This is a genomic window from Nocardiopsis sp. NPDC007018, from assembly GCF_040635075.1.
Classification (GTDB): domain Bacteria; phylum Actinomycetota; class Actinomycetes; order Streptosporangiales; family Streptosporangiaceae; genus Nocardiopsis.
In genome coordinates this window covers 78,124-91,668 of sequence record NZ_JBEYHA010000017.1, presented here as the reverse complement: position 1 = coordinate 91,668, position 13,545 = coordinate 78,124, and the positions used below count along the sequence as shown (strand labels likewise).

The following is a 13,545-nucleotide window of genomic DNA, read 5'->3' as shown; positions in this document are numbered from 1 at the left end:
TGGCCATCCTAAGCCGATACATCGTGACGAAAGGGCACGTAGGTGGCGGATGTGCGCTATCAGGCACTCGGGGGTACGGTCTCGGCAGCCTGCCTGAGCTGGGCCTCCGACCGCTCGGCGCGCTCGGCCCGCTCCAGGGCGCGGTCCCGTGCCTGTTCCGCCACGGACAGGCGCGCGGCCGCCGCCTCACGGGCCTCGGTCAGGGTGATCTCCGCGTTGCGGCGCTGGGCCTCCAGCTCGTGGGTCAGCCGTTCCAGCTCGGCGGTGAGCCTGGCGCGCTCCGCTCCGGCGGCCACGCGGTCTGACTCCAGCCGCTGGTGGGCGCGGTCCAGCTCCGTGTCGAAGCGGGAGCGCTCCTCCTCCAGGGTCCGGGCGTGACGACCGGCCCGCTCCTCGGCGTCCTCGGCCCGGGCCCGGGCACCGCGCTCGGCGAGTTCGGCCTCGTCCCGGCGGCGGGACTGCTCGGCCAGTTCGGCGCGCAGGGCGTCGGCCTCCGCCCGGACGCTTTCCAGGAGTTCCGCGGACTCGGCCCTCTCCCGCAGGAGTTCGGTACGGGCCCGTTCGGAGGTCTCGGTGACCCGGCGCTCGGCCGCGGCCAGCCCGGCGTGGGCCTCGGCGACCGCCGCGTCGCGTTCGGCCGCGGCGGTACGGGCCACCTCCGCCTGCCGGTCCCGTTCGGTCTCGGCGTCGTCCCTGCGGCGCAGGGCGTCCTCCGCCATGCGCTCGGCCTCCTGGGTGGCGGACACGGCGGCGGCCGTGGTCTCCTCCGCGGACCGGCGGGCCGCCTCGGCCTCGCGGCGGCGGTTCTCCGCCTCCAGCCGCGCGGAGTCGGCTTCGGACACCTGTCGGGCCGCGGCCAGCCGGGCCGCCTCCACCTGGGCCTCGGCCGCGGCCGGGTCGGACATCGTCGCGAAGGCCTCGGTGGCCGACTCCAGGGTGGCGCCGAGCTGCTCGGCCTGGACGGCGAACCGGGTGAGGAGGTCGTCGGCGCGCAGCCGGGCGGCGGTCACGGGTTCGGCGCGGGCGGGCGCCGCGGGCTGGGCCCGCTCGTCCGGTTCGGCCCGGGCCGCCTCCTCGGCGTTCTCCGCCTCCTGCGCCAGGCGCTGACGCTCCTTCCACGCCCGCCAGCGGGTGTGTTCGGGCAGGTCGCAGTACTGCGGAGGACGACCCGGGGAGGAGCCGCGGGGGACCGGGCGCGAACAGCCGGGAAAGATGCAGGTGCTGGAGTCGGAGGAGGCCACGGGCCCGAGCGTAGCGGTTCGCGCCCCGCCTGTGCCGGGGTGTGTCGCGGGGTGTCGCCGGACGCGAGAAGCCCCCGCGCGGGACGTGGGTAGGACCGCGCGGGGGCTGGATCAAGGGACCGGTACCGACCCGGCGGGCGACGGCGGCCGGAGGCGGTCGGTCGGGAGTGTCTAATCGTGGGCGCCGAACCCGTCCACGCGGCACACCATCGTGGTGACGAAGGGGCGGAAGCCCTCCTGCTCCAGGAAGCTGATGTCCTCGGAGGCGGTGGCCAGGGCGGAGAACTCGATGTCCCGGACGCCCATCGAGGCGAGCTGGCGCCGGACCTCCTCCAGGAGCTTGGAGCCCACGCCGAGACCCGTGTACTCGGGGTCGATCGCGAAGGTCTGCACCACGGCGACCCGCTCGCCCCGGTCCCAGCTGCCCTGGGCGCTCTCGCGGACCGTGACCATGGCGTACCCGGCCAGGTCGCCGTCGTGCTCGGCGAGGATCGCCATGGTGTCGGGGTCGCGGAGCCAGGCCAGGTACTGGGACCTGCGGCGACGCCACGACTCGTCCAGACTCACCGCGCTGATGATGTCCTCCAGGTGCGGTGCGCTCACCCGGTGCTGCTGGTGCAGGGCGCCCCACAGGTCCGCCAGCTCCTCCACCTCGTGGGCGCCGAGGTAACGGAAGCCGAGAACGCCGACGTTCGACGAACGAGGTTTGGTCATCAGCGAAGTTTGCATGTTCTTCTCACCCGTTCCACCAGCAGGGGGTGCGATCCCCCGGGAGTCGCGCTCTGCGCCTCCTTGGTTGAGCTGTGGATCTGACTGTACGTGCCGGTATCAATCGGAACAGGTGCGACACGGAAAAAAAGCGTGCACGACATGCCCATGAAGGAAAAATATCGAATCTTTCTTCGCCGCGGCTTCTCACGTGTCGGCCCGGGCTCCGGTGGACGATGTGTACGGAATCACCATCAAAGTGCGGGTCATCAGACCGGAACACGATCGAAACCTGTCCGTTCTGTCCTAAATTGGAACGCATGATCGACGTTCGGCGGTTGCAGCTCCTTCAGGCCCTTGACCACCACCGCACGGTGGCCGCCACCGCGGAGGCGCTCAACGTCACCCCGTCGGCGGTTTCCCAACAGCTCGCCGCCCTGGCCAAGGAGGCCGGGGTCCCCCTCGTCGAACGCCAGGGCCGCCGTTTCCTGCTCACCGGTGCCGCCCGGGTGCTCCTCAAGCGCGCGCACGTGATCTTCGCGGAGATGGAGCGCGCCGCCGCCGACCTCGCCGAGTACGCCGACGGCGACCGCGGTGTCGTCCGGGTCGGCTCCTTCTCCACCGGCATCAGCGACCTCGTCGCCCCCGCCCTGGCCCGGCTGCGCACCAGCCACCCCGGCTGGACCTTCGAGGTCGTCCAGGCCGAACCCGAGGAGAGCGCCGAGATGGTGCGCTCCGGCCGACTCGACGTGGCCGTCACCATGTCCACCAGCCACCTGCCCCCGGCGGGCGACCCGGACTTTCGCGGCGACCCGGTGATGGTCGAGCTCTTCGACGCGATCCTGCCCTACCAGCACCCGCTGGCCACGCGTACCAGCCTGCACCTGGCGGAGGACCTGGCCGACGAGGACTGGATCATGTCCGGAGCGGGTACCGCCTGGAACTCGTGCGTGACCGCCGCCGCCAACCAGGCCGGCTTCCAGCCGCGGGTCGTGCACACGGTCGACGACTTCAGCGCGGTGTTCTCCATGGTCCAGGCGGGGTTGGGGGTCGCCCTCATGCCGCGACTGGCCTGGACCGGGCTGAACCACCCGCAGATCGTCGTACGCGGGGTGCGCGAGACCGCGCGCCGCCACATCATCGTGCTGTCGCGGGCCGGGTCCACCCCCGAACCGCTGCTCACCGCGATCCGTGAGGCCGCCAGCAAGGTTCCGGTCCCCTCGGTCGGACCCTTCGCCATCGCGGGCTGACCGGTCGGGCGCAGCCGGCCGTCCGCGCCCTCGGGCTCAGAAGGGCAGGGCGGGCACCTCGTCGAGGACGTCCTCGGCCGCCTGGTGCAAATAGGAGGCGACGACGCGGATCGGGCGCCAGGCCCAGCCGCCGGTGCGCCCCGCGAGGTAGACCTGCCGCACCCCGCCCAGTTCGCCCAGGGGCGCGTGGGCCACCCCGCGCCGCGTACTGGTCGACAACCTGGGCACGACCCCCACACCCACCCCGGTGGCCACCAGTTCCTCGAACAGCTCCAGGGTGTCCACCCGGTGCCGGATGCGCGGGGTGAACCCGGCGTCGGCGCACATCCGCTGGAGGAGGGCCTCCTCGTCGCCCCGGAAGGGGCTGGCGATCCATGAGGCGTCGGCCAGTTCGCGCAGGCGGCGCCGGGTCAGCGTCCGGCTGTCCGCGCCCTGGGAGGGTTGGGAGAGCAGGAGGGCCTCGGTGCCCACCGGGTACACCGTCAGCGTGCCCGGGAATTCCCGGGGGAGAAGACTGTACTGGTACACCACCCCCAGGTCCGCCCCTCCGTCCTGGAGCAGATCCAGCGCCTGGTCCGACTCGTACTCGGTGAGGCGAATGTCGATCCCGGGGTGGTCGCGGCGCAGGCGGCGCAGGGCGGGCAGGACGACGGGCGCGGCCGACGTGTACATCACCAGGTCGACGCGGCCGACGGGGTCGGTGTCGCCGTCGAACTCGGCCTGGGCGGCCTCCACCCGGGCGAGGATGTCCACGGCGTGCTCGGCGAGTCGGCGCCCCGCCGGGGTGAGGCGCACCCGGCGGCCGTCCGGGGCCAGGAGCGGCACGCCCGCCTCCCTCTCCAGGACGGCGAAGTGTTTCGAGACGGCCGACGTGCTCATGCCTGTGACCTCGGACACGGCCGCCATCGTGCCGAGTCGCTCCAGTTCGACGAGCAGGCGGAGCCGGGTGAAGTCCATCAACCAAAAGTACATGGTTCATCAACCATCAGTCCGTGGACAGAAACGAATGAAATGAGTCCAATGGTCGGGTGATCCGCTCCTTCCTCACCTCGCCCCGTCATGCCCGGATTCAGGTCCCGGCACCGTTGATGCTGCTCGTCGCCATGTTCACGCTGCACACGGGCAGCGCCCTGGCCGTGACCGCCTTCGACCAGGCGAGCCCGGCGACGGTCACCTGGCTCCGGCTGACGTGGGCGGCGCTCCTGCTCCTGGCACTGGGCGGCCCCTCCCTGTGGCGGGCCGTGCGCGCGGCGACCCCGCGAGAGCTGGGTGCGGTGGTGATCCTGGGCACAGCGAGCGCGGGGATGATGCTCTTCTACTCCGAGGCGACGGCACGCATCGAGCTCGGCACCGCCACCTCCATCGAGTTCCTCGGCACCCTCGTGGTCGCCGTCGCGGCCATGCGCCGCCGCAGGGAACTCGTGTGGATCGTCGCGGCGGTGGTCGGCGTGGTCTGCCTGACCCGCCCGTGGCAGAGCGAACTCGACCTCGCGGGCATCGGCTTCGCGCTGGCCGGTGCCGTCTGCGTCGTCGGCTACATCGTCCTCACCCAGCGGGTCGGGGCCGGGTTCGGCGCGGTGCACGGCCTGGCCCTGGCGATGACCGTGGGCGCGCTGGTCACCGCGCCGCTGGGGGCGCCGGCCGCCGTCGCCGAGCCCGACCTCGGGCTCATCGCGTTCACCCTGCTCATCGCCCTGCTCTTCCCGATGGTGCCGTTCCTGCTGGAGATGGTCGCCCTCCAGCGGATGAGCCGTACCGCCTACAGCACCTTCAGCAGCCTCGAACCGGCCGTGGCACTGGTGATGGGCATGATCGTCATCGGTCAGGCGCCCGTCGCCGTGCAGCTGGTGGGCATGGGGCTGGTGGTGGTCGCGGGCGTGGGTGCCGCGCGGGGCGACCGCGGATCGCGCCCCGCCGTCCCCCGGCGCGAGACCGTGCGTGTGCGCCGGTCCCCCGCCGGGGCGGCAGGGGAGGCCGGGGCGGGCGCCCCGCCTACCGACGAGTGTCCGAGAGTGACTGTGGGCGCCGCCGAGGAGTCCGGGACCGCGCTCACCGCGGACCCGGGCACGGGGCCGGGCGCCGGGCGGGCCGAGCCGGTGGCGTCCGCCGCCCCGAGCGCTCCGTGACCCCGTCGTCCTCCCCGGCGTCCGGGCCCCGCCCACCGGCCTTCACGGGCCGCCCGAACCCGGTTCCCCGCCGCGTGCCCCCAAGAGGGCGGACGCGGCGCGGCGGGGAACCGCCAGCCCGTTTCCCGCGCGGCGAGGCGGGAGCCGGGGGCGTCCTCACACCTGGCCGCTCACGCGCCGTGCGCCTACCGGGGGCGGCGCGGCGGGGAACCGCCAGCCCGTCCCGAGCGCGGGGCGCCGCCGCGCGGGGAGCGGCGCGACGCCTCGCGGCCGGGTACGGCTCAGGTGGTCTCCGGCAGGTGCAGGCCCGCGGGTAGGCGCAGGTCCGCGCCCGAGACGATGTCCCGCAGGGCCCGCACGTGCTGCTCGAAGGCCTCCCTCCCCTGAGGGGTGAGGGTCAGGGAGGTCCGGGTCCGGCGGCCGACCCGGAACTTGCTCACCCCCACGTACCCGGCCTCCTCCAGCGTCGCGATCTGCTTGGACAGCACGGAGTCGCTGACCTCCACCGTGTCCCGTAGGACCCGGAACTCGACCTGGCTGGCCGAGGCCAGTGCCGCGACGATGGAGAACCGGACGGGGGAGTGGATCACCTCGTCCAGTCTGCTGCGCGGGTGGTTCACCGGCCTCTCCCGCTGCGGCGCAGGACGACGAGCCCGACCACGGTCGTGGGGACGGCGCTCAGCACGGCCATCGGCACCCACCACAGCGGCTCGCCCCGGAAGAACACCGACCCGGCCACGATCGCGACGGTGTAGACCAGGGTCCACCCCGCCATGCCCCAGTTGTGCAGCCTGGCGTAGTCCAACGGCTTCACGGGCTGGCGCACGCTGTAGACGATCAGGGCACCGAGCACGGCCGCGTAGAGCGCCAGGCCCACCACGACCCCCGTGACCGTCCCGGTGATCCCGACGATCAGCAGAAGGACCGCGCTCGTCAGGCCGAAGACGACACCGTAGAGCGTGTACCAACGGCCCCTCGGGCGAATCCTCGCGTCCAGTAACCGGGCCCGCTCCAGGGCGTCGTAGGCGTCCTCGCGGCGCATGGGGGCTCCTTCGATCGCTGTCATGTTTCTATGCTCGCACTCACTTTCCGTTCGGGCAAGTGACGTCCGCCGGTGGTGTGGACGACCGCGCGTCGGGCCCGCTGCCACGGCCCTCCCGGCGCGGCGGCGACATGACGCGCGCCACCGCGCCGAACCGCTCCTCGGCGCGCGCGGCCGCCCCTCCATGTACTACCTTGGTCCGAATCATGGCGGCCACATCTGACCTCGAACTCCTGCGCGCCCACGAACCCGTGCTCATGTGCACCAAGGGGGAACTCTTCTTCCCCACCGACGTGGACGCCTACGTACGCAACTGCAGCCTCTGGATCGAGGAGCCCGGCGGACGCGAGAGCGTCATCGTCCCCGCCGGAGAGCTCACCCTCGACCGGCTCGCCCGGGCCGAGGAGGAGTGGCCGGGCCGCCACAAGCACCTGCGCTTCGTCCAGGAGGAGTCCCTGCGGGAGGAGGCCCGCCGGTTCAGGGGCATGGCCCGCTCGGTCATCCCCAAGAGCGGCCGCCTCGCCGCCGTCGGCGTCCTCGGCCGCGTCCTCGACATCCTCATGAAGCTCTCCCTGCTCATCCGGGGCGCCGTCCCCGGCGGCGTGACCTTCGCGGCGGTCACCCGCTACCGCGAGCGCGTGGACAACGGCGGAGCCACCTACTACGGCCGTGTGACCCGCGAAGGCGGCTACGTCGTCCTCCAGTACTGGTTCTTCTACGCGATGAACGACTGGCGCACCATCTACGGCGGGGTCAACGACCACGAGGCCGACTGGGAGCGCGTCACCGTCTACGTGGTGGAGAACCCCGACGGCACCACGCGCCCGGTCTGGGTCGGCGCGTCCTCGCACGAGTACCACGGCGACGACCTGCGGCGCTCCTGGGCCGACCCGGACCTGCACCGGGACGGGTCGCACCCGGTCATCTACGTCGGAGCGGGCTCGCACTCACACCAGATGCTCCCCGGCGACTACCTCATCCAGGTCGACCCCTCCTTCCTGCGCGGTCTGGTACGCGGCTGGCGGCGGATTTCCGAGCGGCTGTTCCGCGCCGACGCGGCCATCAACCGGCACGGCATCGGCGTGCCCTTCGTCGACTACGCGCGCGGTGACGGTGAGCGCCTCGGCCCTGGCGGCGACCGCGAGTGGAACGCCGTCCTCATCGACGACGACACCCCCTGGGTGAACGGTTTCCGCGGCCTGTGGGGCCGCGACACCCGCGACTTCTTCGAGGGGGAGCGCGCCCCCAGCGGCCCCCGCTACGAACGCGACGGCACCATCCGCCGCTCCTGGGCCGACCCGCTCGCGTGGGTCGGACTCCAGAAGGTCGCACCGACCGAGAGCGCCGCCCGCTCCGAACTCCGCTCCCACGTGCGCGGCCTGGAGACGCGCCTGCGCGGGCTCGACGGCGACGTCGTCAGCCGTCGCGACGGCCTGCGCCAACTGGACTCCGCCCGCATGGCCCTGCAACGGGAGGCCGCCTCCCGGCCGCGCGCCCGCGAGTACGCCCAGCGGATCGAGGTCCTGGAGAAGGAGCTCGCCGAGGTCTACGAGAAGCGCGTCTTGCTCGCCGACGAGCGCGACACCCTCCTGCGGGCCCTGGCCAGCGACACGCCGCTCGTGCCCTCACCCACGGGCCACCTGAGGGCGCCGCACATGCCCTACGCCTCCGGTGAGCAGCGCGCCAACCGCTTCCTCCACCTGTGGGTCGCGCTGAGCACACCGCTGCTGCTCATCTCGCTGGCGCTGACGCTGTTCCTGCTCGACGGCCAGATGACGCTGTGGGCCATGCTCGGCGTGGTGCTCGCGTTCGCCGCGATCGACTCCGTCGCCCGCCGCAAGTTCGTCCAGTACCTGACCGGCATCGCGATCGCGGCGGTGGTCGTGGGGCTGGTCGTGGGGGTGGTGGCGGCCTTCGTCGCGGACTGGCGTATCGCCGTCACCGTCCCGATCGTGCTCATCGTGGTCGTGCTCCTGGTGGTCAACATCCGCGACCTCCTGCGTCGCTGACCCGCGGGCCCGCCCGGTTCCGGGTCCGGACCGCCCGCGCCGGGGACGCCGTCGCGAACGGGCATGATGGTCCCATGGACGACGCGCTGTTCGCACGACCCCCGGTCACCGTCGCCCCGGGGGCGGTCCACCTGCCCGGCTGGCTTCCCGCGCGGGACCAGGCCGACCTGGTCCGCCGGTGCCGGGGGTGGGCCCGGGGACCGGCCGGAACACGCCGCCATCCGATGCCGCGCGGCGGCGTCATGAGCGTCTCGATGACCTCCCTCGGGTGGCACTGGAGCCCCGGACCCAACCCGTACGCCCCTGGACCGGAGGCGGAGGGCGGCCCGGGGGCGGGCCGCCGCGGCGGCTCCTCCTACGCCCGTCGGCTCCCCGACGGCACCCCCGTCCAGCCCTTTCCGGACCTGCTCGGCGACCTGGCGGCGCGCGCCGTTCGGGACGCCTACGGCACCCCCCACGACGGCGACCCCTACGACGTGGCCCTGGTCAACTTCTACGACGCCCACGCGCGCATGGGCATGCACCAGGACCGCGACGAACGCTCCCCGGCGCCGGTGGTCTCGATCAGCCTCGGCGACACCTGCGTCTTCAGGTTCGGCAACACCGAGACCCGCACCCGTCCCTACACCGACGTCGAACTCCGCAGCGGCGACCTGTTCGTCTTCGGAGGCCCCTCCCGTCTGGCCTTCCACGGGGTCCCGCGTACGCGACCGGGCACCGCCGACCCCGCTCTGGGCCTGGAGGGACGGCTCAACATCACCCTGCGGGCCTCGGGGCTGCGGGACCGGGCCCGGGGGCGGCCCGGCCCCGGAGAGCCGCCGCCGTGAGCCCTCCCCGGCGACCCGGCGTGTCGGGCCGTCTCCACGGCCCCGCCCGCGTCAGGATCGGGCAGGTCAGGCCAGGCAGGGAAGGGCACACCATGACCGATTCCGCGCCCGAACGCACCATGGCGCTGGGACGCGCGAAGGCGGCGCTCCCGACGGACGCGCCACCTGGCGAGTGCCGGATCTCGCTGTACCGGTCCGGTGAACGCCAGCACGAGGCGGCCACCCTCGCCGAGGCCCACGCCGCCGTGCGGGCCGACCCCTCACTCGGGGTCTGGGTCAGCCTCACCGAACCCAACCGCGACCAGCTGTTGGAGGCCGCCCGCGAGTTCGACCTGCCCCGTCTGGCGGTGGAGGACGCGATCGTCGCCCACCAAAGGCCCAAGGCCGAGATCTACGGCGACGTGTTCTTCCTGGTGTTGCGCCCCGCGGCCTACGACGAACGGGAGGAGACGGTGCGGGTCGGCGAGGTGCACGTCTTCGGCAAGAGCGACGTGGTCATCACCGTCCGCCACGACCCCTCCGTGGACGTCGAACGGATTCGCGCACGGCTGGAGGCCAACCCGCACCTGATGGGGCACGGCGCCCTCGGCGTGATCTACGCCGTCCTGGACCGGGTGGTGGACGACTACGCTCCCGTCGTCGCGGCCCTTCAGGAGGACATCGACGAGGTGGAGAGCGCGGTCCTGTCGGGAGCCAGGAACGCCTCCCGGCGCACCTACCGGCTGGCCCGGGAGATCATCCTGCTGCAACGGGCCGTCGACCCGCTCGGGCGGGTCCTGGAGGAGATCATGGCCCCGCTGGACCGCCCCGAACGGTTCGGGCCGAACATGCCCAAGCCGGGCGAGAGCCACCGCGACGAGCTGCGCGAGCACCTGCGCGACGTGGCCGACCACGTGGCCTCGGCCCAGGACCACGTGGAGGGCTTCCGTCAGCTGCTCGGCAACATCATGACCGTGGAGAGCAACCTCGTCGACCGGGCCCAGAACGAGGCGATGAAGAAGGTGTCGTCCTGGGGCGGCATCCTGGTCGTCCCCACGCTCATCGCGTCGATCTTCGGGATGAACATCGCCCCGCAGCCCGGGTTCCACTGGGTGTTCAGTTGGCCGTTGGTCCTGACCTTCATGTTCCTCTCCTCGCTCCTGCTCTACCTCCTCTTCCGGCGCAACGACTGGCTGTGAGGCCCTCGGCGCCGGGGCTCACGGGTCGAGCAGGGAACGGATCGCCTCCAGCTCGCGGTGGGCCTCGGCGGCGTGTTCCTCGGCCTCGACCCGGGTCCGGCGCCACTCCTGGACCGCCTCCTCGACCTGCTGGTCCAGCTTGCGCTCCTGGAGCCGGAGCACGGCCTCGGCGTCGCCCTTCTCCCGCTCGGCCGCGAAGAAGACGTAGGCGGCCGCGGCCGCCCCCGCCACGGTCAGGGTCCACAGGACGGCGTTACCGGTCGCCAGGGACAACAGCAGCATGACGCCGGTGACGGCGGCCACGCCCCACAGGACCCCGCCGGTGCCGCCCTCGGAGGCGGCCCGCTGACGCAGTCGCCGTCGGGCCTCCTCCACCTGCTGGCGGTCGGCGCCGGAGGACGTGAGGGTGACCGTCGTCCCGTGGAGCCGCAGGTCGGTCGCGGCCGGGAACTGCTCCCCCGCCCGAGCGGCCAGGTCCTGGGCCGTGTCCAGGACGGCGGTGCGCAGGAGTACCAGCGAGAACGTCCGGCGGTGCGGGGGCGCGTCCTCCCGGGTCAGGTCCCGCGACAGCAGGGAGCCCGCGGTGCCGACGTCGTCGCCCCAGGCGGCCGGGGTGCCCGCCTCGCCGTTGTTCTCGATCACCGCGCGCAGGCGGTTGGCCTCGACCAGGAGCGGGGCCTCCTCCCGGCTGCCCTCCTCCACGAGCAGTCGCAGGGTCTCCCAGAGGAAGTCGGAGCTGTCCCGGTCCGGACTGAGCGCCTCGGGTGAGCCGATCCCGCCGTCCGGGGCGGTGATCCCGGTGATCCGCTCCCGTAGTTCGGCCAGCCCACGGGCGGCCCTTCGCTGCGGATCGGCGGTGGCCGAGACGCGCGGGGAGTTCCTGCCGTTGGGCCCCCGGACCCGGCCGCCGGTGTCGGGCACCGACCACGCGTCGACCGCGGGAGCCCGCTCGCCCTCCGCCGACCAGCCGCGCAGCGTGGACAGCAGCAGGTGTTCGCGGGCGTCGTCGCCGAAGGAGCCGTCGGCGGTGAGCATCCACAGGGCGCGCTGGCCGCGGGTCACCTGGGTGTCGGGGCCGGGAAGGCGGGGGAGCAGGTCGGCCGACACGCTCTCCCCGAGGCTGCGGGCGTGCTCGGCGCGGGTGAGGGCACAGGAGAGCGCGGCGAAGCTCCGGGCGCGCGGGGCGTCGATCCGGGAGGCCTCGTCGAAGTGCAGGCGTGCGCGCGAGACGTCGTCGGCCAGCAGGGAGTGCAGGCCGCGGGCGGCCGGGACCAGCCAGTACCCGGGGACGTCCCGCAGATCCAGGCTGGGCATCGGGGTGCCGTCGAGGAGCTGGAGGGTGCGGTGGCGGGCGATGGCGGCGTGGTCGAACATCGACAGGGTGGCGCGCACGTCGCTGAGTTCGATGAAGGCGTCCAGGGTCGCCGACACCCGGTCCAACCGCTGCTCCAAAGTGCCCCGCACCCGGCTCAGTTCGGACCGCATCCGGCTGCGCTCGCGATGCATCTGCGAGTACGCGTTGCTGAGGTCGTCCTGGAGCGCGCGGATTCGGCGGTCCTGGCGACCGTCCCTGCTGAAGAAGATCTGCGAGTAGTCGGTGTAGCTCATGGGTTCCCTTTCCCTGTGCGCCTGCGGTCGCGGGGGCGCACACGGGACTGTGACGGCCCCCGCGCGGTCCTGGTTCGCGGGGGGTTGCCCCGGGGGCGGGCGGGAAGTCAGACTGGGAGCGCTCCCACAACGAAGGGCCCACCCATGAACGCGCCACACCTGCCCCCGCACCTGCTGTTCGGCACCGCCACCGCCGCCTACCAGGTCGAGGGGGCGGCCGCCGAGGACGGCCGAGGGCCGTCCATCTGGGACGCCTACTGCCGCACGCCCGGGCGCGTGGCCCGGGGCGAGAGCGGCGACGTCGCCTGCGACCACTACCACCGCTACGCCGAGGACGTCGCCCTGATCGCCGGGCTCGGCGTGGACCTCTACCGGTTCTCGGTCTCCTGGCCCCGGGTCCAGCCCGACGGCCGTGGCCGCCCCCACCACCGGGGCCTGGCCTTCTACGACCGCCTCGTCGACGCCCTCCTGGAGGCGGGAGTCGCACCCGTCCTCACCCTCTACCACTGGGACCTGCCGCAGGCACTGGAGGAGACGGGCGGTTGGCGGGTCCGTGACACCGCGCACCGCTTCGCCGACTACACGAGGATCGTCGCCGACCGCCTCGGCGACCGCGTCGACCGCTGGATCACCCTCAACGAGCCCTTCTGCAGCGCCTTCGTCGGGCACGCGGTCGGCCGACACGCGCCGGGCACCCGGGAGGGCGCCGGCGCCCTGGCCGCCGCCCACCACCTCCTCCTCGCCCACGGCCACGCCGTCGCGGAGCTCCGCGACGCCGGGGCAGGCCAGGTCGGCATCACGCTCAACCCCGACCACCTGATTCCCGCCACCGGCTCCGAGGCCGACCGCGCCGCCGTCGAACGCGTGCGGACCCTGCACAACCGGACCTGGTTCGACCCCCTGTTCACCGGTGCCTACCCAGACAACGAGCGCGAGGTCTGGGGGCCGCTGGCCGACATGCCCCATCGCGAGGAAGGGGACCTGGAGACCATCGGCCGCCCCCTGGACTTCCTCGGAGTCAACTTCTACCGGCCGCTCATGTTCCGCGCCGCCCCGCACACCGAACCCGACCCTGCCCTGCGCACCGCCGTGGACGTGGGCGCCGAACAGGTGGACCTCGACGGGTACCGGACCACCACCATGGGTTGGCCCGTGGTTCCGGAGAGCTTCGAGGAGCTGCTGGTGGACCTCGACCGTCGGTACCCGGGGCTGCCGCCGATCCTGGTCACGGAGAACGGCTCGGCCGAACCGGACGAGCCCGACGCCGGGGGCCGCGTCCGAGACACGGACCGCATCGCCTACCTGAACGAGCACCTCGACGCCCTCGGGCGCGCGATCCGCGCGGGAGTGGACGTGCGGGGCTACTTCGTGTGGTCGCTGCTGGACAACTTCGAGTGGGCCTACGGCTACGAGCGCCGGTTCGGCCTGGTGCGCGTGGACTACGACAGCCTGGAACGCCACCCCAAGGACAGCTACCACTGGTACCGCGACCACGTCGCCGCGCACCGGGCCCGCCGGGAGTAGGGGCGCCGGGGCCCGCAGCGGACCGGCCCGTG

General features: G+C 73.1%; 12 protein-coding genes. 6 read left to right on the top strand and 6 right to left on the bottom strand.

Features of this window, described 5'->3' with window-relative positions:
* Positions 1-59 precede the first annotated feature (59 nt).
* Positions 60-1,241, bottom strand: a complete 1,182-nt coding sequence (locus tag ABZ635_RS12305) for a hypothetical protein (RefSeq protein WP_357763066.1) — start codon at positions 1,239-1,241, stop codon at positions 60-62.
* A 171-nt stretch (positions 1,242-1,412) separates the two neighbouring features.
* Positions 1,413-1,955, bottom strand: a complete 543-nt coding sequence (locus ABZ635_RS12300) for a GNAT family N-acetyltransferase (protein WP_357763063.1) — start codon at positions 1,953-1,955, stop codon at positions 1,413-1,415.
* A gap of 314 nt (positions 1,956-2,269) precedes the next feature.
* Here ABZ635_RS12300 and ABZ635_RS12295 point away from each other — a divergent pair, with 314 nt between their 5' ends.
* Positions 2,270-3,199, top strand: a complete 930-nt coding sequence (locus tag ABZ635_RS12295) for a LysR family transcriptional regulator (RefSeq protein WP_357763060.1) — start codon at positions 2,270-2,272, stop codon at positions 3,197-3,199.
* A gap of 36 nt (positions 3,200-3,235) precedes the next feature.
* Here the strand turns inward: ABZ635_RS12295 and ABZ635_RS12290 are convergent, their stop codons facing one another.
* Complete coding sequence (locus tag ABZ635_RS12290) at positions 3,236-4,156, bottom strand: LysR family transcriptional regulator (protein WP_357763158.1); 921 nt, start codon at positions 4,154-4,156, stop codon at positions 3,236-3,238.
* 71 nt (positions 4,157-4,227) lie between these two features.
* Here ABZ635_RS12290 and ABZ635_RS12285 point away from each other — a divergent pair, with 71 nt between their 5' ends.
* Complete coding sequence (locus tag ABZ635_RS12285) at positions 4,228-5,325, top strand: EamA family transporter (protein ID WP_357763057.1); 1,098 nt, start codon at positions 4,228-4,230, stop codon at positions 5,323-5,325.
* Positions 5,326-5,606: 281 nt separating this feature from the next.
* Here the strand turns inward: ABZ635_RS12285 and ABZ635_RS12280 are convergent, their stop codons facing one another.
* Together ABZ635_RS12280 and ABZ635_RS12275 are read right to left on the bottom strand one after the other, a co-directional pair.
* The gene (locus tag ABZ635_RS12280) at positions 5,607-5,945 is read right to left on the bottom strand and encodes a transcriptional regulator (RefSeq protein ID WP_357763054.1); all 339 of its coding nucleotides are present in this window, start codon (positions 5,943-5,945) and stop codon (positions 5,607-5,609) included.
* Positions 5,942-6,391, bottom strand: coding sequence for a hypothetical protein (locus ABZ635_RS12275; protein ID WP_357763051.1), 450 nt, complete (start codon positions 6,389-6,391; stop codon positions 5,942-5,944). The genes ABZ635_RS12280 and ABZ635_RS12275 overlap by 4 nt, the downstream gene beginning before the upstream one ends.
* Before the next feature lie 182 nt (positions 6,392-6,573).
* On the opposite strand from ABZ635_RS12275, the gene ABZ635_RS12270 reads away from it, so the two are divergent.
* The 3 genes from ABZ635_RS12270 (at position 6,574) to ABZ635_RS12260 (ending at position 10,381) form a co-directional block, all read left to right on the top strand.
* Positions 6,574-8,376 carry a hypothetical protein gene (locus ABZ635_RS12270; protein WP_357763048.1) on the top strand — a complete coding sequence of 601 codons (1,803 nt, stop codon included), beginning with the start codon at positions 6,574-6,576 and terminating at the stop codon, positions 8,374-8,376.
* Between the two features lie 74 nt (positions 8,377-8,450).
* Positions 8,451-9,203 (top strand): alpha-ketoglutarate-dependent dioxygenase AlkB, encoded by a 753-nt coding sequence (locus tag ABZ635_RS12265; RefSeq protein WP_357763045.1) that lies wholly within the window; start codon positions 8,451-8,453, stop codon positions 9,201-9,203.
* 92 nt (positions 9,204-9,295) lie between these two features.
* Positions 9,296-10,381, top strand: coding sequence for a magnesium and cobalt transport protein CorA (locus ABZ635_RS12260; RefSeq protein WP_357763042.1), 1,086 nt, complete (start codon positions 9,296-9,298; stop codon positions 10,379-10,381).
* A gap of 18 nt (positions 10,382-10,399) precedes the next feature.
* On the opposite strand, the gene ABZ635_RS12255 is transcribed toward ABZ635_RS12260, so the two are convergent.
* Positions 10,400-11,989 (bottom strand): hypothetical protein, encoded by a 1,590-nt coding sequence (locus ABZ635_RS12255; protein ID WP_357763040.1) that lies wholly within the window; start codon positions 11,987-11,989, stop codon positions 10,400-10,402.
* Between the two features lie 144 nt (positions 11,990-12,133).
* Between ABZ635_RS12255 and ABZ635_RS12250 the strand changes: the two genes are divergently transcribed.
* Positions 12,134-13,513, top strand: coding sequence for a GH1 family beta-glucosidase (locus ABZ635_RS12250; RefSeq protein WP_357763037.1), 1,380 nt, complete (start codon positions 12,134-12,136; stop codon positions 13,511-13,513).
* The last annotated feature ends 32 nt before the right edge of the window (positions 13,514-13,545 follow it).